Source organism: Paenibacillus sp. GCM10012306, from assembly GCF_042649265.1.
Taxonomy (GTDB): Bacteria; Bacillota; Bacilli; order Paenibacillales; family Paenibacillaceae; genus Paenibacillus_AQ.
On sequence record NZ_JBHRYW010000004.1, the window covers coordinates 202,343 to 221,405 of the forward strand.

Here is a 19,063-nt window from a genome sequence, read left to right on the forward strand (position 1 = left end):
AGGATACTCGGTTATTGGATGCTGAATTTGAATTTCTCCCAGCCGTCAATGCTTGTACGATTGGCTATCAGTGGGCTATTGCCGTAGTTATCAGCCGTCACGTACCTGTTGTTGGCATTCGATAGCAACGAGAAAGTGCCATCCCCGTTGTCAATCCATTTGAACTGCTCCCAGCCCTGAACGGTGTCTCTGCTGGCAATGAGACTGTCAGCGCCGCCGTTTTCTGCTGTCACATATTTGTTGTTCGCCAGTGCTCTCAAGGAGATGAAGCCGCCCCCAGCATCGGCCACCAGGAATCTCTCCCATGTGCCGACCGTCGCCCGGTTGGCAATCAGGGGACTGGCACCTGCATTATCCGCTGATACATACAGATTGTTGGCCATCGATTGGAGTGCGATGGTGGAACCGATTGGCACGCTGCCGCCACTACCGCCTCCGCCACGGGTCCAGATGTACGTACCTACAGTCTTAGCGGGAAGGGTTCCGAGAAGCTGCTGACCTTCAGAGAGAATTTTGAAGCTCTTGGCGGAACTGGTCTGGTTAATGACGACTGTCACGATGCTGTTGTCAGGATTCAGGAAAGCGACATTGGTGACTGTCGCGGCAGAGCCATAGTTGCTGTCGATCCGCTTGGCTCCTGGCTTCACGAATTTGGCGTACTGACCGATAAAATTCACCTCTGGCGCTACCCAGTACGTATTGCGGTTCGACGTGCTCTGGATTAGCATGGTCGGTCCTGGCGTTCCTGTCCACTTCTCGGGCTGAATATTCTGGTCTAGCATTGTGACCCAGTTGGTGTAGGAACCGGACCAATTGCGGAAATATTGTGCCATCCTGTCGGCTCCTCCCGTGCCCCACAAGGCACGTTCGGTCATTTGCATGGATTTACTCGGATAGGTGTTGCGCACCGCTGTCATAGCCGTAGGATCGCCGGAGTAGTCATGGAAAGCGACCCCTTCAATAGCAGCATTCGCTGCCGCATTGTCCAGAACACCGGGAAGATGAGTCCAGACCTCGCCGAAGTTATGATCGTACGCCCATAGCTTGGTGGAGATGTTGTAGGTGTCTAGCTGGGACTTCAAGGCAATCGCCAGTTCTCGTTCATTGCTGGAGGTCAGCAGCATGCTGGGATAATCAGGCGCGGCATACAACGGTTCATTCTGCAGGGTCATAGCGTAGATGGGGATGCCGCGGCTTTGGTATTCCTGAATGGCGCGGCGGTAGTAGACCGCCAGATCATTTGTATTTTCCCGTTTTAAATAGCCGCCAATCAGGCTATTGTTAGTCTTCATCCAGGCTGGTGCGGTCCAGGAGCTGGCGAAGATTTTGACCGGATTGCCGGTCTCGTTCCCGATAGCGATGGCGCGCTGCACGGTAGAGATGATGTTATAGTCAATATCCTTCTGGATGGAGAAGCTGCCTCTGGTATCCTCATAAGTGTAGAAATTCCGGCTCGTAAAATCAGAGGTACCGAAAGTGATCCGGAAAAGGTTCATGCCAGCTCCGTTCACGGGATCAATCAATCTGCGCAGTACCTCATCCCGCTTGGTTGTGGACATCAGGGACAGGTTATAGATCGTAGACTCCTCCAGCGACGTGCCGAATCCCAGCATATTTTGATACTGGACATCTGGATTTACGGTGATGGCTGTGGCAGTGGAGCTTGTGGGATTGGTGAGGGGAATATCGGCCTGCTTGCTTGTAGCGTACTGAATTCCGGCAGCAGCGGCGGCGGGATTATTGTACCAGATGCCGCTACCCGGCGAACCTGTGGATGACTCGGAGCTGAAATAGACCTGTGCGGCTCCTGGTGCGGCCTGAGCGGAAGGGGTCTGGAACGGTATAGCGAAAGAGGTGAACAGTACAGCTGCAGCTAACATTAGCTTAGAGAGCGGCCTGGGCCGGGCGTGCTTCTGTCTACGCTTGCGGGAGTGCTGAATCATTGAAATTCCTCCTTTTCAACTATATTTGATAACGCTTACATTATAATAGGAAGCTTGTCAGAAAAAATATGTGTTAAAATTTAGAAAATAGTCCTCATTTTTTAAGAAATTAAATAAAAAGGGCAATTCTTGGCGTCTGAATGACGCGAAGAACTGCCCTTTTTTTTAGTATAAATTAATGTACAGCTGCCATTGTTGAAGCGGAGGAGGACTCCGGACGATCCGGTTCCAGCAGCGCATGTTTTTCCCAAGCCCGGCTCTTCCAGCGGAAGTACATGATAACCGCTCGTAACCATTCATCTGCTGCTGTGGCAATCCACACACCGGCAAGACCAAGGTGAAGCTTGAACACCAGCACATAACCGAGCGGCAAGCTCATGCAGACCATGGAGATCAGACCCATGTAGACAGGAAACTTGGCATCACCAGAAGCGCGCAGGGAGTTAATGATAACTAGATTGGTTGTACGACCCGTCTCCAGGAAGAAGCTCAGCAGGATAACCTGGGCACCCATAATAATGATGTTCTCATTATTGGTGAACAGTCCAAACAGCGGCACCCGGAACACAATAACGATAACGTCAATGATAACGGTGACGAGCATGGCCCATTTTACACTGGAGAATACACGTTTATACGCTTCTTCCTTACGTCCTGCACCCACCAGATGGCCCACGATAATGGAGGTACCCATGGATACAGCTACACTGAACAGATAGATGTAGTTAGAGATGTTGAGTGCATACTGACGGGTAGCCATGGCTTCCGCGCCCAGGTACGTAATATAGAGCGTAAATACAAGCTGACAAGCTTGATAGATAATCGATTCAAAAGCGGATGGGATACCAATCTTGAGAATTTGCATCACATAGTTTTTGGTCAGGTGGGTATAGTATCTCCACTTAACCCGCACTTCCATAATTCTGTAGAGCAGCCAGAAGAATAAAGCCAGACAGATCAGACGGCTCGCAACCGTCGAGATAGCGGCACCTTCCACGCCCAGCGCAGGGAGACCGAAATGTCCGTAAATCAGCAGATAGTTGCCAATTACGTGAAAAATGTTCATCAGCAGGGAAATTACCATCGTCTGCTTGGTGAAACCATGTGTACGGATCGTGGCAGCAAGTCCGTTGATCAAGGCTTGAAAGAAGATCAGCCCGCCAACAATATTCATATAGGACAGCGCATAATCGAAAATATCGCCCTGAACATTAAGGGCATGTAACATAGGACGGCCTAGTCCGAACAGTAACACACTCAAGATCAGCCCTACAATCAGATTGAGGGTAATGGCATTCCCGGTCACCTCTGCGGCTTCCCGTGGTTTTTTGGAACCGAGGTACTGGGAGACGACGATAGATGCGCCGTTCCCGATTACGCTGAGAACCAGAATGGCAATGGCGATAATCTGATTGGCTGCGCCTACCCCGGATACGGCATCATCTGAGACGGAGCTGATCATAAAGGTATCGACACTACCCATGAGCATGAACAGGAAGAGTTCCAGAAAGATCGGCCAAGTCAGCTTCATTAGATTAAATTGTTGATGATTTTTGTTTTCCATGATGCACCTTCTTATTATTTATATACTTATATAGTGTAGGCTCACACTCTATATAGTTTTTTTATCCTCCAAACAAAGTGTAATATTAGCACAGCTTTTCTGAAAATGCAGCATCTTTTCTCCGAAATATTCAGAAAATTGCTTGGGTAATCTGGGCAAAATAACCTTGGGTGAATTCATCCACCATAAATACAGGTGTTTATGTGGAGAGAACAGTGGAAGCGAATCTTGTTTGCGTGGATTAATTGAGTGATTATGCGTGGATTAATTGAGTGATTAGAGGGTATTAAAAAAGCCGGGCAGAGGATTTATCCCTCTGCCCGGCTTTTGCTATTATGCTTTTTGCTCGAATAGCTGGGCTATTTCTACAATGACTTGAACCGCCTTCACCATGTTATCGGCGGAAACGTACTCGAACTTCCCGTGGAAGTTCTCTCCCCCGGCAAAGATATTGGGGGTTGGCAGCCCCATATAGGAGAGCTGCGAGCCGTCGGTCCCACCACGGATCGGGCGAATGATCGGCTTGATGCCGAGGTTCACCATCGCCTCGTGTGCGATATCGACGATCTGACGCACGGGCTCAATTTTCTCACGCATATTGTAATACTGATCCTTGATCTCCAGAATCACGTTCTCATTACCGTAGGTGGCCTTGAACTCGTCCACAATCGCTGTCAGATGAGCCTTACGTGCCTCAAACTGGCTGCGGTCAAAGTCACGGATAATGTAGTTCAGCTTGCTCTGCTCGGCCGATCCCTGAATGGAGATCAGGTGGTAGAAGCCTTCGTAACCCTCTGTGAGCTCGGGAGCTTCCTCCTCCGGCAGTCTAAGATGGAGCGCCATGGCGATTTTGGAAGAGTGAATCATTTTCCCCTTCGCCGTTCCGGGATGGACGTTTACGCCGTTCACAGTGATTTTGGCTGCGGCTGCGTTGAAGCTCTCGTACTCCAGCTCCCCTAGCGGTCCGCCGTCCATCGTGTAAGCATAAGAAGCGTTAAAAGCCGCCACATCGAATTTATGTGGTCCGCGACCGATTTCCTCATCCGGGGTAAAGGCCACCCTGATCTTACCGTGCTTAATCTCTGGGTGCTGCAGCAGATAATTCATGGCCGTCATAATCTCGGCAATTCCCGCCTTGTCGTCTGCGCCCAGCAGCGTCGTTCCATCTGTGGTGATTAGCGTATGTCCCTTGTATTCAGCCAGCTCAGGGAAACTCTGCGTGGACAAGACCACATTAAGATCTTTGTTCAGAACAATATCGCCACCGTCATAATTCTCTACGATCTGTGGTTTTACATTTGCTCCGGTAAAATCCGTTGCTGTGTCCAAGTGGGCCAAAAAGCCGATGGTCGGCACTTCCTTGTCCGTATTGGACGGCAGCGTAGCCATCACATAGCCATGCTCGTCCACCGTCACTTCCTGCATGCCAAGCTCTTTCAGCTCTCCGACCAGCTTATGGGCCAGCTCAAACTGCCCTGGTGTGGAAGGACAGGTATCATTGTCTTCATTAGACTGTGTATCTATTACTGCATATGAAATAAAGCGTGTCATCACTTCTTGCTTCAATTTGTCTCAGCTCCTCAACACAACATTTTCAAATCCTCTCTCTTTATAGTATCACGTTCCATCGCTGGTCTCATCCTCAGGCCATCTTTCAAAATGAACCGAGTGGTTCTTTCCCCACTAGCCTCGCAGTGAGCAGATACCGGTCAGGCGCCGAACCGACGAAAGAGAATGGATAACATGTAATCAGCGTGAGAACAGGCTCTGCACTCGATTTGATCGCTCCGCGTTCGTCCTTGTCCACAATTACACTTCCTGTAATTTCGTACGTGAATTTTCCACTTGCGGTCTCCACCTCGATGGGATCATGGATTGCCAGCTCCCCGAGATTGCGGAATACAGTGTCACGATGTCCAGCCAGCACGCTATTGCCGTCCATACCTATAGCTGCACTTCCTGCGTAGTGCCCGGCTCCTTTTTTCAGCTGCGGGCTGTCCGTCCCCTCCAAGATAGCTACTTTTTTATTCAAGGTGGGGAAAAAAATCTCCCCGATCACTTCGCCCTCCGTATAGGATGGCTTGGAGCCGGGGTCTGTCGCAGGGACATTAATCATCCCTTCCGGCAGGGGCTGTTCTTCAATATGGGAGGGATTTACAGCTTCCTCCCTCTTTTTCTCCCAGGCTTGCAGGGCTTGCCTGGCCTCTATAGGGGCTTTAACCACCTGCACGACAGCATACAGCAGCACAGACAAAGAGAGTATGAGGATCAGCTTCACGGCAATGACGGCACCGGAACGCTTCTTCTTCATACTCTCTCCTCCAGACTTAGGGAAATTCAGTTTACCCCTTCGATCTCAATCTGCGCAAAATGATGACACTGATCACAGCGACAGCCAAGCTGATGAGAATCAGATTATACCAAGGCTCCGCGGTATCCGGGAGCTTATCACCGGCATCCGGAGCCGCCAGCGGCAGCTTATCGTCGGTCAAGGTGACATCTTTACCTGGTGACGATGTCGGTGATGGTGCTGGTTTAGCTGTACTACCAGCAGTGGTGCCTGCACCTGGTGAAGCCGATGGAGCAGTTCCGCCACTGTGATCACCGCCACCCAGTGGGACCGAATCGTCGGTGATGATAATGTCGCGTGGCACTGGTGTTGCCGTTGGCGTTGGAGCGACCGACGGTCCAGGCGTTACAATGAAGCCTGGTATACCCGGGGAAGCCGTAGCCGTAGGTCCGGATGTAGGCTCACTAGTAGCCGGAGCTGTCGGCTGAGTACTAGGTCCAGCCGATGGTCCAGGTGAGGCCGTAGCGGACGGAGTCGGGCTAGGACCAGTAGACGGCTCAGGCGAAGCAGAAGCTGTTGGCTCAGGACTAGGCTCTGACGATGGTCCAGGTGAGGCCGTAGCAGACGGAGTCGGGCTAGGACCAGTGGACGGCACCGGCGAAGCAGAAGCAGTCGGCTCAGGACTAGGCTCCGCAGATGGTCCAGGTGTTGCCGTAGCGGACGGAGTCGGGCTAGGACCAGTGGACGGCACCGGCGAAGCAGAAGCAGTCGGCTCAGGACTAGGCTCTGACGATGGTCCAGGTGTTGCCGTAGCGGACGGAGTCGGGCTAGGTTCGGTAGACGGCACCGGCGAAGCAGAAGCAGTCGGCTCAGGGCTAGGCTCCGCAGATGGTCCAGGTGTTGCCGTAGCGGACGGAGTCGGGCTAGGACCGGTAGACGGCACCGGCGAAGCAGAAGCAGTCGGCTCAGGGCTAGGCTCTGCAGACGGTCCAGGTGAGGCCGTAGCAGACGGAGTCGGGCTAGGTTCGGTAGACGGCTTAGGCGAAGGTGTTGGCGTCGCTGTGCCCGAAGCCGTGAATTCGAACGCTACCGTAGTCTTTTTCCCTTGGTATTCGTTACCGGCCTCCCATGGGAACGTGACATCCATGATGATGGCTTCCTGCCCGCCTCCGGCGAGCGATCCTACCGCTACTCTTCCGGCGGCTTCGCTCATCACCCCGGAATAGAGGATTACTCCCTCTTTTTGCAGGGTCATTTGCAGTATTTTATACAGTTCAACGTCCCCGGACTTGAATTTAAAGTCTACATAATAATCGAAACCCTCATTACCCTCATTAATAATCGTGTAGTCGGAGCGCATCTGATCGCCAGGCTTCATATTGTTCATTGTTGCTGTGCTCGTCGTATGCGAGTTTACTTTAAGTTTAATGGTGTCCTGTGCGCTTGCCCCACCCGCATGCCAGATGACACCTGCCAGAATAATCAGGGCATACGCAGCTATAAAGGCCGAGCGATATTTCTTAATCACAGTCTTCGCTCCTCTCACTTGGGGCCCTTTGCCATGTGCATAGACAAACTATGTCGGTACCCGCCAAAATACGCTGTTGATTTACACATATATCCTCATACTTTGTCGAAAAGTAGTTCTTTTAAGAACTACTATAAAAACGAAGTCAACCGTTCTCTACAGTCTGTAATCGTTAGAGGCACAGAGAAGAGGATATAATGAACACAATTGTTCGTTATAGCGAATAACTAAAGTATAATCAAAATGCGATATAAAGAAAAATGACCAATTTCAAGTGTTATACCTGAAATCGGTCATTTTCTAATCATTATATGATTTTATTGAGTGATTCCTCTTGTTATCTCTTTATTTTTAGAGATTACACCAGATAAGGTGTATTTTATTGCGAACAGTTTCACCTGAAGATATTAGCTCTCCTTGATGGCTTCGGCCACCAGCTCATAGGAATGCAGTCGTGCAGCATGGTCATAGATCTGAGAAGCAATGATCCATTCATCCGCATCTGTTTCTTCGAGAATTTGTTGTAGTCTTTCCTTAATGGCAGACTTGTCTCCGGCAATGGCATATTTCCCTTTGTCGAGAAGTATAGCTTTCTCGTGCGGAGTCCAGAGCTCATCCATGCTGTCAACCGGTGGCTGAAGCATCCCGGTACGTCCGCGGATCAGATTCAGGAATTGCTGCTGCTGGGAAGTAGCAAGCCGCTTGGCTTCCTTCACGGTATCTGCTGCCGTAATCCCGAGACCGACCATAACATGCGGTTTCTCCAACACTTCAGACGGACGGAAGCTGGTGCGATACAGATGCAATGCAGGCAGCAGATATTCTGGTGCAAAATGGCTGGCGAAGGCGAATGGCAGACCTAGCTGACCAGCAAGTCTGGCGCTAAAACCACTGGAGCCCAGCAGCCAGATCGGAATGTTCTGACCTTCGCCAGGAACGGCGCGCACGCCTGCTGGGCGGAACTCCGCGCCATTCGGGTCAAAGTAAGCCCGCAGCTCGCTAAGCTGCTCGGGAAAATCACTTCCGTCGCTGCCGAGTCCTCGGCGTAGCGCACGGGAAGCAGGCTGATCCGAGCCAGGAGCCCGGCCAAGGCCCAGATCAATACGGCCTGGATATAAGGATTCCAATGTACCGAATTGCTCGGCAATGGTGAGAGGCGCATGGTTGGGCAGCATAATGCCGCCAGAACCAACGCGGATCGTCTTGGTTCCTGCTGCCACATGGCTGATCACAAGCGATGTTGCGGAACTGGCAATACCGGGCATATTATGATGCTCGGCCAGCCAGTAGCGGTGATAGCCCCAATCTTCGGCATGGCGAGCCAGGTCGAGTGAATTATTAAAAGAATCGCGTGCCGAACCGCCCTCCACAATCGGAGCCAGATCGAGCACAGAGATACGAACGTCCTGAAGTTTTTTCAAGTATAATCCCTCCCATACTATTGATAACAGTATTTGCAATGCTGTGCGGAGATACACAGGACATTATACCATGATTAATTATAATTTACACACTTCAAGTAAGTTAATTGCTTTTTGAAATTCCGGATTCTCTATAGAGGATCTGCTAGGCAACATATTTTTGAAAGCGCATAACAAAATCTCTTGTCAATTTCAAACAGCCTTGCTATAATCCCCTTGAAAAGGTTTTCTAAAAAGGAAGTATCTATAATGAAGCCAACAATCAGAGATGTGGCCAGGATGGCCGAAGTATCCATCAGTACCGTATCCAGAGTGATGAATTCCCCTGATTCGGTGGTGGAGAGCAAGCGTAAGCGGGTCATGGAAGCAGTGCAGAAGCTGCAGTACCAGCCGAACGCTTTTGCACGTGGTCTGATTTACAAGAAATCCTTCACGCTAGGGCTGTTAATACCGGATATCGAGAACCTCTATTTCGCAGGAATTATCCGGGGCATGCAGGATGCATGTATTAAGCTAGGCTACAGTCTGATGATCTGCAACACAGACCGTGACAAGGAACGCTTGTTGTCCTACATCGATAACTTCCATGAGAAGCAGGTGGACGGCATCGTGTTCGCCAGTGACGTTCTTTACCCCGAGTATTACGACAAGCTTGTTGGTTGCCGTATTCCTTTTGTACTCTTATCCTCCCACACCTACGACTATGAAATTCCTTCTATTGAGGTTGATGACGAAGCGGCTGCCTATGATGCGGTAAAATTCCTGATTGAGCTTGGCCACAAGGAAATCGGTATGATCGGCTTTAACCATGACAATTCCATCGCTGGTCCACCACGTTATGAAGGGTTCATCAGGGCCTTGACGGAATGTGGTCTTGAACAGAATATCGGCAAAATCAGATACGCCAATCATCGTTTTGAGCATGCTTATGAGGCTGCACATGAGTTGTTCACGGCATATCCGGAGCTAACCGCCGTCTTCTGCGTAGCTGATGAATTTGCGATGGGTACGATCTCCTATCTTAAAGACCGGAATATTCATGTCCCAGGCCAGGTATCCGTTGTCGGCTTTGATAACCTTAGAATGTCTAGTATGTTCATTCCGAAATTGACCACCATCGCACAGCCAATCTATGAACTTGGATATCGTGCCGCTGAGAAGCTGCATGAGCTGCTTGTGACCGGTTCGGTTGCTATTCTGCGGGAAAGAATGGATCACAGACTGATCGTAAGGGAATCTTCAAGGGAAAAATGAGTGGCAGCATTCTTTTTCCATCTATTTTGAAAAGCTTTTCACTAAAATAACCATAACTTCATGCATCGTATTCTCTTCTCCTATCCCACCATGAATTACACCCAATCCAACTTTAGAGTTTACCTATAAAAATAAAACTGCAAGCGCATTCATTATAAAATAACACTTAAATGTAAGCGCTATTATAATGACTGCTGTTTAATCCGACTATTTAAGTACGGCAATATCCATATTTTGAAAACCTTTGCAAAGGGGGTGATCCAGGAAAGCTGGTAGCGTCGGGCTACCTGGCGTGATTAACAGCAGAAACTTCTCTAAACCACTAAAAGGGGATGTATGCAAAGATGAAAAAATCTTCAACACGCAAAGTAACTCTGCCACTTGTACTCTGCTTGTCCTTCGCTATGATGCTAAGCGCATGTGGCGGCGGCAACAGCAATAACGGAACAGCACCGACAGATCCTCCAGCAAAAGCCAACAATCAGACGAACAATACTCCGGATTCAACAAATTCAGGTACGGACACCGTAGCGGGATCACCGCTGGATTTAGCGATGAAAGGTGAATATAAAGGGACCAAGGTCACTATGTTCGGACCGTTCGTAGATGCCGACCAGGTGAAATTCGAGAACAGCATCAAGGAGTTTGAAGAGAAGACCGGCATTGATATTCAATACGAGGGCTCCAAAGAATTCGAAGCGACGATCAACATCCGGGTAGACGGAGGCAACGCGCCTGATATCGCTGATTTCCCGCAGCCGGGGCTACTAGCCGCCATCGCCAAAACCGGGAAGGTCGTTGATCTGACAGATGTGCTGGATCAGGAGAAGATGAAGTCCAACTACAACAAGAGCTGGCTGGATATGTCCACGATGGACGGCAAAGACGGCAAAATTATGGCTGGTGTCTGGAGCCGCAGCAACGTGAAGAGCCTGGTGTGGTATCCGAAGAAGCAATTTGATGAAGCCGGCTACAAGATCCCTGAGACCTGGGATGAGATGATGGCTCTTACGGAGCAGATCGCCAAGGACGGGGACCCTGCTTGGACCATCGGTATCGAGAGCGGTGCGGCTACTGGCTGGGCAGCTACAGACTGGGTGGAGGATATCATGCTCCGTACCACTTCTCCAGAGAACTATGACAAATGGGTCAAAGGCGAGCTACCGTTCACTTCTCCTGAGGTAAAGCATGCTGTGGAAGTGATGTCGAAGATCTGGATGAATAAAGACTATGTCTACGGTGGCACGAAGTCGATTGTAACCACAGCGTTTGGTGATGCGCCAAAACCGATGTTCGACAATCCGCCAAAAGCCTGGTTCCACCGTCAAGGAAATTTTATCACCAGCTTCTTCCCTGAAACTGCCAAGGTGGATGTCGATTACGACTGGTTCTACCTGCCGCCAATTGATCCTCAATACGGCAAGCCGGTGCTTGTAGCTGGCGACATTTATGCGATGTTCAACGATCGTCCGGAAGTCCGGGCCGTAATGGAGTTCTTCACAACAGGTGAATCGGTCAAGAGCTGGGTTCAATCTGGCGGGATGATTGCTCCGATGAATGATGCTTCCCTGGATTGGTACAGCTCCGAATCCGATAGACGTATGGCGAAGCTAGTTCAGGACGCATCAACTCTGCGCTTCGATGGATCTGACCTCATGCCGGGCAAGGTGGGTGCAGGGACCTTCTGGAAGGGCATGACCGATTATGTAAGCGGGACGGCTACCCTGGATCAAGCACTGGAGCAAATCCAGTCGGGATGGAACAACTAAACGGAATACGTAAACACAGGACTGTATGACAACAAGAAGAGAGGCGGGCCACAGCAACCGTAAGCTGCCTCTCTTTTTCTTGCTTGCAAAGAGAGTTTTGCTCGGCAGAACTTATAGGAGGAAGCTAACATGGGTGCACAAGCAAAGCAACGAATCAGTGTATCGGCGGTGTTGTTATCCCTCGGTGTATTGCTTGCTAATATCGTTGTGAATGGACTGATTTTTCTATTTTTCCGGGATTCAACGCTGAATCCGCTGGTGACCGCCGTTCTTGCCGTGCTTTGGGGCGTGCTGGGCGTCTATCTGATTTACTATACACTGACCTGGGCAGTTGAGCGATACCCCGCCCATATTCGCAGGAGAGTGCTCCCCTATGTTTTCATAGGACCAGCGGTGCTGATATTGGGTTGGCTGCTGGTGCTGCCTGCATTGCGGACACTGTACTTGAGCTTCTTCAATGCTTCTTCGGAGAAATTCGTTGGACTGAGCAACTATACGGCGATTTTTAATGACCGTCTGCTGGCGACGGCACTGCGTAACAATCTGCTCTGGGTGTTCGTGGGAACACTGGCATGTGTAGCCTTGGGGCTACTCATTGCTATTCTTGCCGACCGCAGCAGCTATGAGAAAATCGCCAAAGCGATTATTTTTATGCCCATGGCGATATCTTTTGTGGCCGCAGGTGTCATTTGGAAGTTTGTGTACTACTATCAGCCAGGTGATGAACAAATTGGGTTGTTGAATGCAATTGTGACTTATTTTGGCGGTGAGCCGCAGGCCTGGACTAGTATGATTCAGCCGTGGAACAATTTCTTCCTCATCATCATTCTGATCTGGATGCAGACAGGGTTTGCCATGGTCATTTTTTCGGCAGCGATCAAGGGGGTTCCTGAAGATATTCTGGAGGCGGCAAGAGTGGACGGTGCGGGTGAGATCAAAATTTTCTTCAGCATCATGATTCCCTACATCTCAACCACGATCCTGACGGTTACGACAACCATTATCGTCTTTACTTTGAAAATATTTGACGTCGTCATGGTGATGACGGGAGGTCAATACGATACAGAAGTGGTAGCCACACAATTCTACAGACAGTTTTTCATGTACCGGAATTTCGGTTACGGCTCGACGTTGGCGATTGTTCTGCTGATAGCAGTCTTACCGGTGATCTTCATTAATCTGCGTCAGTTCCGCAAGCAAGGGGGATTCTAATGGTCGGTAACAAGAAGAGAAAAGGTAGCAAAACAGCTGTTAACATCGTGCTGGGCATTATCTGCTTCATCTGGCTGCTGCCGACACTGGGCCTTTTCATTTCCTCCTTCAGGCCGGCGGCGGATATTTTGCAGACCGGCTGGTGGAAGGTGTTCCCTCATCAGACCTGGACGGCAGGGGAAAGCATTCAACTCTCCAAGGATGTGGATCTGCGCCAGCCAATAGAGGTCAAGGGCAAGACCTATACGGATGACCAGTTAAAAGCGGGGGTAACGGTAGACGGCAATCGCCTAATGTGGGAGAACCGCCGGGCACGTACCCTGAACATCCAGGAGCAAGGCTGGAAGACCACGCCAGATCTGACACTCGAGAACTATAAGAATGTGCTGTCCGGTAAGGAATACAAGCTGAAGGAAGCCGATGGCAGTGAAAAGGTGCAAAAAGGCTCTGGTCTGTCACAGGCGTTTTGGAATACGCTCACGATTGCCGTGCCGGCCACAGTGATTCCGGTGCTGATTGCCTCCTTTGCCGCGTACGCTTTCGCCTGGCTGCGGTTCCCGGGGCGCAAGACGCTGTTCGTCACCATTATTGCCATGCTGGTGATCCCGATTCAAGTAGCACTTATTCCAGTGCTGAAGGATTACACTGCGCTTGGTCTGAACGGGAGCTACCTGGGCATCTGGCTGGCGCATACTGCGTTTGGACTGCCGCTGGTGACTTACTTTATGTACAACTTTATTAGCCAGCTGCCTAAGGACCTGTTTGAGTCAGCCTTTATAGACGGGGCTAGTCATTTTACGATTTTCAGCAGACTGATTCTGCCATTGTCCGTTCCGGCTCTGGCTTCAATCGGCATCTTCCAGTTCCTGTGGGTGTGGAATGATTATCTGGTGTCGCTGATCTTTATCGGCAGCCAACCATCCGTGCAGGTCATGTCCATGAAGATCGCCGACCTTGTCGGCTCGCGCGGCAACGATTGGCATCTGCTTACTTCGGCCGCATTCATCTCTATGCTGATGCCACTGGCGATCTTCTTCCTGCTACAAAAATATTTTGTCAGAGGTCTCATGGGTGGATCGGTAAAAGGGTAAGCACTGCGATAAGATAACGCTATGAGAGAATGAAAAAAGGCCCTCGTCCTGCTTCCTACGATGGAAGCGTGACGGGGGCCTTGTGAGTTTTAAAGGAAATCAATATCCGGGAATATTTGTTTCAGGTGGTGCACTATATGATTCAGATAGTCTTCTACCAGCCACTGTAGGGTGACGTTGTCCCCGTTAGGTAACTTACAGGACAACGATAACTGAGCGGGCTTCAGATCCGAGATTACCCGTAATATAGATTGATTCAAGCTAATCCAGAGACTCAGCACCTCTTCTACGGAGGCCTGGTTGTAACGCTGCGCATCTACCCAATGATTTTGTTCATAGGCAAAAACCACCAGGGGCTGTGGCTCGTACGAAATCCGGATGAACCTCGATACATTATTGATAGCTGAATCGCACAGATGTCCTAGAATCTGCAGCCGGGACCATTTGCCAGGTGCTAGTGGTTCTAACGCCTCGGCATGGGTGAGACTTCGAAAGGTCTGCGGCACTTCTTGCAGCAGCACCTGTATACATGGAACAGCGTTCAAAGTCATCGTTGTGACCTCCTTATTCATGTAGCGGTCTCACCATAGCGAATCCGCTGTTATGTAGTGGCGCCTTCCTCCAGCTCTACCGGCAGGATATGCTCGGAGGCGACAGCCTTGCCTTGCATTTGCTCGATAATCAGTTCGACCGCGCGTTTGCTAATCTCTTCAATCGGTTGGCGGATAGTGGAGATCAGCGGCGTTTGCAGCTTCCGCTGGGCTATGCCGTCATAGCCGATGATGCGGACATCCTCCGGAACCCGTCTACCACTGTTCTGGCAAGCCTTGAGGGCATACGCCGCCAGAATATCGCTGCTGGCAAAAATTCCGTCGATATCCGGGTGTTCCAAGAATAGTCGCTCCAGCAAAGCATCGTATTCCTCCAGTTTATAGCCATTAACATCTGTGTGCAGCGAGGTATGCCATATCCCGCGTTGCTCCGCAACGTCCCGAAAAGCGACATATCTCTGGTGGGACAACAGATTAAGGTGCGGATGTACGCCAATGTGGGCCAGTTTCCGGCAGCCTTTGTCAGCCAGTAAGCTCGTTGCCAGTACTCCCCCCCGGTAGTTATCGGAACAGACGTAAGGGATCTCTGGTGATATCTGCCGGTCAAAGGTGACCAGCGGCAGATGAATCTGGCGGTAAGCCTCCACTTCTAGCGTATGGCTCCCCATAATAATGCCATCCACACGGCTGGAGCGCAGCATGTCGATATATTCGAACTCCTTGAGTTTGTCCAATTGAGAGTTGCAGAGCAGAAGCTTATACCCATTCCGGTAGGCATGTTCTTCAATATGGCTTGTCAATTCACCGAAAAACGGGTGCGAGACAAAGGGAATAATGAGGCCAATAATGTTAGACTTGGAGCGGCTTAATGAACGGGCCAATTCATTGGGCCGATAGTTCAGCTCCTCCATGGTATCATAGACCTTTTTCTTCAGTTCTTCACTGAGATAACCTCTGTTGTTCAGCACTCTGGATACGGTTGTCACTGAAACACCAGCCTTCAGTGCCACATCTTTAATTGTCGGCATTTCATTGATCTCCTGATTCCATTATATATTTGTTAATACTAACTTGGAGGGGGCTTTGTGTCTATAATCGTAAGGCCTTCCTGACTATTCATAACAACTATTCAGTGCTATTGTCTGAGCCAATCTCACTATATAGTCCAGCTATTATCCCTAAGCATCAGATTCTGTTTTCACTTCGGTAAGGTCACTAATCAGAAATTCTCTAAGTCGCTCGATGAAAATGCCCGTGGCATGACTGATGAATCGGTCACTCCGGTAGATTAGTCTCAATTCACGTTGTGGAGGATGATTAATAATCGGAATGGAGCAGAAGCTGCGGTCCTCCAGATGATTGAGCAGACTGGCAGGCTGGATCGTGCCTCCAATCCCCGCTTTGACCAGTTGGAGTACAGAGGTAGCTGATCCGGTCTCCATGAGGGGCGTGATCTCCAGCCCTGCTTCCCGGAAGCAATCCTCCACCAGCTCCCGACCAAGCAAGCCTCGCGGATACATGACCAGAGGAAGATCAGGCAGCTCGGATAATTCAATAGATTTGCGGTCAGCATAGGGATGATCTTTGCGAATGATCAACTGGTACAGCTCGATGCCTAGATCCTCTTCGACCAGCATAGGGTCTCGCGGGCCTTTGAGGCTGATCCCGATATCCAGCTTGTTATCCAGCACCTCTTGCCGAATCAGAGTGGTGGCGTATACCTGTAGTCGTATATTGGGAAACTCCTGGTGAAATTGTACGAGGAGCGGTGTAAGGCGATAATCGAGGTCAGAGGGAAGCAGACCCAGCCGGATTGTTCCACGGCTGTCGGAACGAAGCTCGTTGATGGCATTTTTGGCGTTCTGCTCATCCTGGATCATCCGGGAGGCATAGGCTTTGAGCAGAACCCCGGCTTCCGTAAGTGCGATTTTTTTACCAATACGGTCAAAAAGGGGCATATTTAATTCACCTTCCAGCACCCGAATCTGCTGGCTTAAGGTTGGCTGACTGATGCCGAGCTGTTCTGCAGCCCTGGTGAAATGCAGTTCTTCGCATAACGCAAGAAAATAATGCAGATGTCGTGTCTCCATGCTCTGCTCCTTACCAATCATAGTTATTTTCTATGATAATAATACAAACAATAGTATTGAACAATTCTTATGCAGGGTCGTATACTCAGGAAGCAGAAATGATACTACTTTGAACAGGAGATGATCCACATGCCAATCGTGCTTTTACTGGCCGCGTTGTTTCTGGCCTCTTTAAATATGCGCCCGGTCATTACGTCTGTGGCTCCGCTGCTGAGCAATATCCAGGGTGATCTCGGGATGAGCGGGTTATCTGCTAGTCTGCTGACCACGTTACCTGTATTATGTATGGGCGTCTTTGCTCCTCTTGCTGTTAAGATCAGTCGCAAAATCGGTATGGAGCGAGCCATTCTGTACTCCATGATCCTGATTGGTGCGGCTACAGCCGCCCGGGCAGTAACGAGCTCCTCCGGGATCCTGATTCTGACAGCGTTCCTGTCAGGCATCGGGATCGGGATTGCCGGACCGCTCTTGTCAGGTTTTATTAAAGCTCATTTTCCCAGCGGTTCCGCGCTGGTCAGCGTCTACTCCGCCTCGCTGGTGTTCGGAGCTTCACTGGCGGCAGGATTATCAGTCCCTCTGTATACCTTACTGGGCGAATCATGGCAGAAATCATTGGCCATATGGGCAGTCCTGGCGATTGCCGCCATTCTTGTCTGGTGGAAGGTCGCCTCGAAGCCTGTGCCGGTTAATAACAACGCCGATTTTACGCTGCCGCTGACTAATAAACGAGCTTGGCTGTTAACCGTATTCTTCGGAATGATGGCCAGTATCTTCTATTCGTTGACGGCCTGGCTGGCCCCGATTGTATCATCCATGGGGTATACCAGACATGAGGCGGGTAATCTGCTAACCCTGTTTACTTTAATTCAGATCCCGGTCAGTATTATCATTCCGATTATGGTAGCTAAATATAAACGGCGCACCTTCTGGCTGGTGCTGTGCAGCTTGTTCGAACTGGTTGGGATCATTACGCTAATCAGTGCAGTATCGCCATTCCTGAGTGCAATCCTGCTCGGGATTGGAGCAGGGGGCTTGTTCCCACTAGCGCTGATGCTGCCGATTATTGAGGCACAGCGGCCTGAGGAAGTCAGTTCCTGGTCAGCCATGAACCAGGGCGGTGGTTATATTCTAGGTGCTGCGGGTCCGCTTCTGATCGGTCGGATTTATGACTGGACGGGTGAGTTCCGGTTGGCCTTGATGGGGCTTATGGTCGTGATTGTTCTAATGATTGGTGTCCAATTATGGATTGGTAGAGGATCAAGAACCCCAGTTGCAGCAGTGACGGGAGAGCCAAAGCCGACGCGTCCTTGAATAAATTGAAAAACAGCAAGTCCCGAAATCAGGGACTTGCTGTTTTTCAGCTTTATGATGCTTATGACAAGCGGTAGTAGGCGAATGGTTCGCCGTAACGAAAGGCGTTACTAGCTTCCTCCAGCTTACGGAGTGTCTCTGCATCAAGCGCCAGCGTGGTGCTTGTGAGATTCTCCTGCAGCTGATCCACACGGGTAGCGCCTACGATGACGCTGGAGACAGCCGGCCTATTCATCAGCCAGGCGAGAGACAAGGCGGTAGGCGTAGTATCTAGCGCTGCCGCCAATTGGCTTACGGTCTCGCCAAGCGCGATCCGCTCCTTGCTGAGGAAGCGGGAGAAGCTTGGATCGGTCTCGACCCGTGAGCCTTGCGGGACATCGCTGACCGATTTATATTTGCCGGTCAGGATACCCCCGGCAAGTGGGAAGTATGGAATGATACCGAGGCCTTGATCGAGGCAGAGTGGTAGCAGCTCATTCTCCGGTGTCCGGTCAGCCAGCGAGTAACTGCACTGAATGGAGACATATCTGGTGAAGCGGTGTGCTTCGCTGATGCCAAGAGCCTTCATCAGCTCCCAGGCGGCATAGTTGGAGGCACCGATATAGCGGACTTTGCCTGAGGAGACCATATCGTCCAGCGTACGCAGGGTCTCTTCCAGTGGAGTATAGGGATCAAAGGTATGAATCTGGTACAGATCAACATAATCTGTTTTCAAGCGGCGCAGACTACCTTCCAGCTCTTGCATTAGATGATGGCGGGAGGATCCGCTTCCGTTCGGGCCCTCACTGCGGATTAGTCCTGCCTTGGTAGCGAGTACCGCATGGTGGCGCCTGTCTTTCAGGGCCTGGCCGATAATCCGCTCCGACTCTGTTCCAGCATAGATATTGGCAGTATCAATGAAGTTAATACCTCCGTCCAGGGCTGCATGGACAATTTCGATGGAAGTACCCTCGTCAGCCCGTTTGCCGAAGGCATTCGTTCCTAAACCGAGTGCAGATACCTGAAGTCCACTGTTTCCAAGTCGATGATAGTTCATAGC

The 19,063-nt window shown here is 50.4% G+C and carries 15 protein-coding genes; 5 read left to right on the forward strand and 10 right to left on the reverse strand.

All coding sequences use genetic code 11. The annotated features are described in order from the left end of the window. Positions 1-11 precede the first annotated feature (11 nt). From ACFORK_RS11735 to ACFORK_RS11760, 6 genes are all read right to left on the reverse strand, one after another. Positions 12-1,943, reverse strand: a complete 1,932-nt coding sequence (locus tag ACFORK_RS11735) for a glycoside hydrolase family 30 beta sandwich domain-containing protein (protein ID WP_379198942.1) — start codon at positions 1,941-1,943, stop codon at positions 12-14. 175 nt (positions 1,944-2,118) lie between these two features. Further along, positions 2,119-3,507: an MATE family efflux transporter gene (locus ACFORK_RS11740; RefSeq protein ID WP_379198944.1), complete on the reverse strand. Its 1,389-nt coding sequence runs from the start codon at positions 3,505-3,507 to the stop codon at positions 2,119-2,121. Positions 3,508-3,840: 333 nt separating this feature from the next. Continuing rightward, a complete protein-coding gene (gene pepT, locus ACFORK_RS11745; RefSeq protein WP_379198946.1) occupies positions 3,841-5,073 on the reverse strand; it encodes a peptidase T in 1,233 nt (410 codons plus the stop codon). Between the two features lie 88 nt (positions 5,074-5,161). Then, positions 5,162-5,818 carry a sortase gene (locus ACFORK_RS11750; RefSeq protein ID WP_379198948.1) on the reverse strand — a complete coding sequence of 219 codons (657 nt, stop codon included), beginning with the start codon at positions 5,816-5,818 and terminating at the stop codon, positions 5,162-5,164. Positions 5,819-5,849: 31 nt separating this feature from the next. Then, a complete protein-coding gene (locus ACFORK_RS11755; RefSeq protein WP_379198950.1) occupies positions 5,850-7,325 on the reverse strand; it encodes a hypothetical protein in 1,476 nt (491 codons plus the stop codon). 407 nt (positions 7,326-7,732) lie between these two features. After that, positions 7,733-8,746, reverse strand: coding sequence for an LLM class flavin-dependent oxidoreductase (locus tag ACFORK_RS11760; protein WP_379198952.1), 1,014 nt, complete (start codon positions 8,744-8,746; stop codon positions 7,733-7,735). Positions 8,747-8,995: 249 nt separating this feature from the next. On the opposite strand from ACFORK_RS11760, the gene ACFORK_RS11765 reads away from it, so the two are divergent. The 4 genes from ACFORK_RS11765 (at position 8,996) to ACFORK_RS11780 (ending at position 14,072) form a co-directional block, all read left to right on the forward strand. Beyond that, the gene (locus ACFORK_RS11765; protein WP_379198954.1) at positions 8,996-10,000 is read left to right on the forward strand and encodes a LacI family DNA-binding transcriptional regulator; all 1,005 of its coding nucleotides are present in this window, start codon (positions 8,996-8,998) and stop codon (positions 9,998-10,000) included. Between the two features lie 344 nt (positions 10,001-10,344). Continuing rightward, positions 10,345-11,769: an ABC transporter substrate-binding protein gene (locus tag ACFORK_RS11770; protein ID WP_379198956.1), complete on the forward strand. Its 1,425-nt coding sequence runs from the start codon at positions 10,345-10,347 to the stop codon at positions 11,767-11,769. Positions 11,770-11,898: 129 nt separating this feature from the next. Next, a complete protein-coding gene (locus ACFORK_RS11775; RefSeq protein WP_379198958.1) occupies positions 11,899-12,981 on the forward strand; it encodes a carbohydrate ABC transporter permease in 1,083 nt (360 codons plus the stop codon). Next, the gene (locus ACFORK_RS11780; RefSeq protein WP_379198960.1) at positions 12,981-14,072 is read left to right on the forward strand and encodes a carbohydrate ABC transporter permease; all 1,092 of its coding nucleotides are present in this window, start codon (positions 12,981-12,983) and stop codon (positions 14,070-14,072) included. Before ACFORK_RS11775 ends, ACFORK_RS11780 begins: the two co-directional genes overlap by 1 nt. 89 nt (positions 14,073-14,161) lie before the next feature. Here ACFORK_RS11780 and ACFORK_RS11785 read toward each other — a convergent pair whose 3' ends face one another. From ACFORK_RS11785 to ACFORK_RS11795, 3 genes are all read right to left on the reverse strand, one after another. Continuing rightward, positions 14,162-14,623 (reverse strand): DinB family protein, encoded by a 462-nt coding sequence (locus ACFORK_RS11785; protein ID WP_379198962.1) that lies wholly within the window; start codon positions 14,621-14,623, stop codon positions 14,162-14,164. Positions 14,624-14,673: 50 nt separating this feature from the next. Continuing rightward, on the reverse strand, positions 14,674-15,651 hold the full coding sequence (locus tag ACFORK_RS11790; protein WP_379198964.1) for a LacI family DNA-binding transcriptional regulator: 978 nt from the start codon (positions 15,649-15,651) through the stop codon (positions 14,674-14,676). Positions 15,652-15,801: 150 nt separating this feature from the next. Beyond that, entirely contained in the window at positions 15,802-16,713 is a 912-nt protein-coding gene (locus ACFORK_RS11795) for a LysR substrate-binding domain-containing protein (protein WP_379198966.1), read from the reverse strand. Positions 16,714-16,842: 129 nt separating this feature from the next. Between ACFORK_RS11795 and ACFORK_RS11800 the strand changes: the two genes are divergently transcribed. After that, complete coding sequence (locus tag ACFORK_RS11800; protein WP_379198968.1) at positions 16,843-18,024, forward strand: MFS transporter; 1,182 nt, start codon at positions 16,843-16,845, stop codon at positions 18,022-18,024. A gap of 61 nt (positions 18,025-18,085) precedes the next feature. On the opposite strand, the gene ACFORK_RS11805 is transcribed toward ACFORK_RS11800, so the two are convergent. Then, positions 18,086-19,060, reverse strand: coding sequence for an aldo/keto reductase (locus ACFORK_RS11805; RefSeq protein ID WP_379198970.1), 975 nt, complete (start codon positions 19,058-19,060; stop codon positions 18,086-18,088). Positions 19,061-19,063: the final 3 nt, after the last annotated feature.

What these genes read in the sequence shown, in the direction of transcription:
- ACFORK_RS11785 (WP_379198962.1), bottom strand. Translation starts at nt 14,623, where the DNA reads ATGACTTTGAACGCTGTTCCATGTATACAGGTGCTGCTGCAAGAAGTG.
- ACFORK_RS11795 (WP_379198966.1), bottom strand. Translation starts at nt 16,713, where the DNA reads ATGGAGACACGACATCTGCATTATTTTCTTGCGTTATGCGAAGAACTG.
- ACFORK_RS11770 (WP_379198956.1), top strand. Translation starts at nt 10,345, where the DNA reads ATGAAAAAATCTTCAACACGCAAAGTAACTCTGCCACTTGTACTCTGC.
- ACFORK_RS11800 (WP_379198968.1), top strand. Translation starts at nt 16,843, where the DNA reads ATGCCAATCGTGCTTTTACTGGCCGCGTTGTTTCTGGCCTCTTTAAAT.
- ACFORK_RS11780 (WP_379198960.1), top strand. Translation starts at nt 12,981, where the DNA reads ATGGTCGGTAACAAGAAGAGAAAAGGTAGCAAAACAGCTGTTAACATC.
- ACFORK_RS11775 (WP_379198958.1), top strand. Translation starts at nt 11,899, where the DNA reads ATGGGTGCACAAGCAAAGCAACGAATCAGTGTATCGGCGGTGTTGTTA.
- ACFORK_RS11740 (WP_379198944.1), bottom strand. Translation starts at nt 3,507, where the DNA reads ATGGAAAACAAAAATCATCAACAATTTAATCTAATGAAGCTGACTTGG.
- ACFORK_RS11735 (WP_379198942.1), bottom strand. Translation starts at nt 1,943, where the DNA reads ATGATTCAGCACTCCCGCAAGCGTAGACAGAAGCACGCCCGGCCCAGG.
- ACFORK_RS11765 (WP_379198954.1), top strand. Translation starts at nt 8,996, where the DNA reads ATGAAGCCAACAATCAGAGATGTGGCCAGGATGGCCGAAGTATCCATC.
- ACFORK_RS11805 (WP_379198970.1), bottom strand. Translation starts at nt 19,060, where the DNA reads ATGAACTATCATCGACTTGGAAACAGTGGACTTCAGGTATCTGCACTC.
- ACFORK_RS11790 (WP_379198964.1), bottom strand. Translation starts at nt 15,651, where the DNA reads ATGCCGACAATTAAAGATGTGGCACTGAAGGCTGGTGTTTCAGTGACA.
- ACFORK_RS11750 (WP_379198948.1), bottom strand. Translation starts at nt 5,818, where the DNA reads ATGAAGAAGAAGCGTTCCGGTGCCGTCATTGCCGTGAAGCTGATCCTC.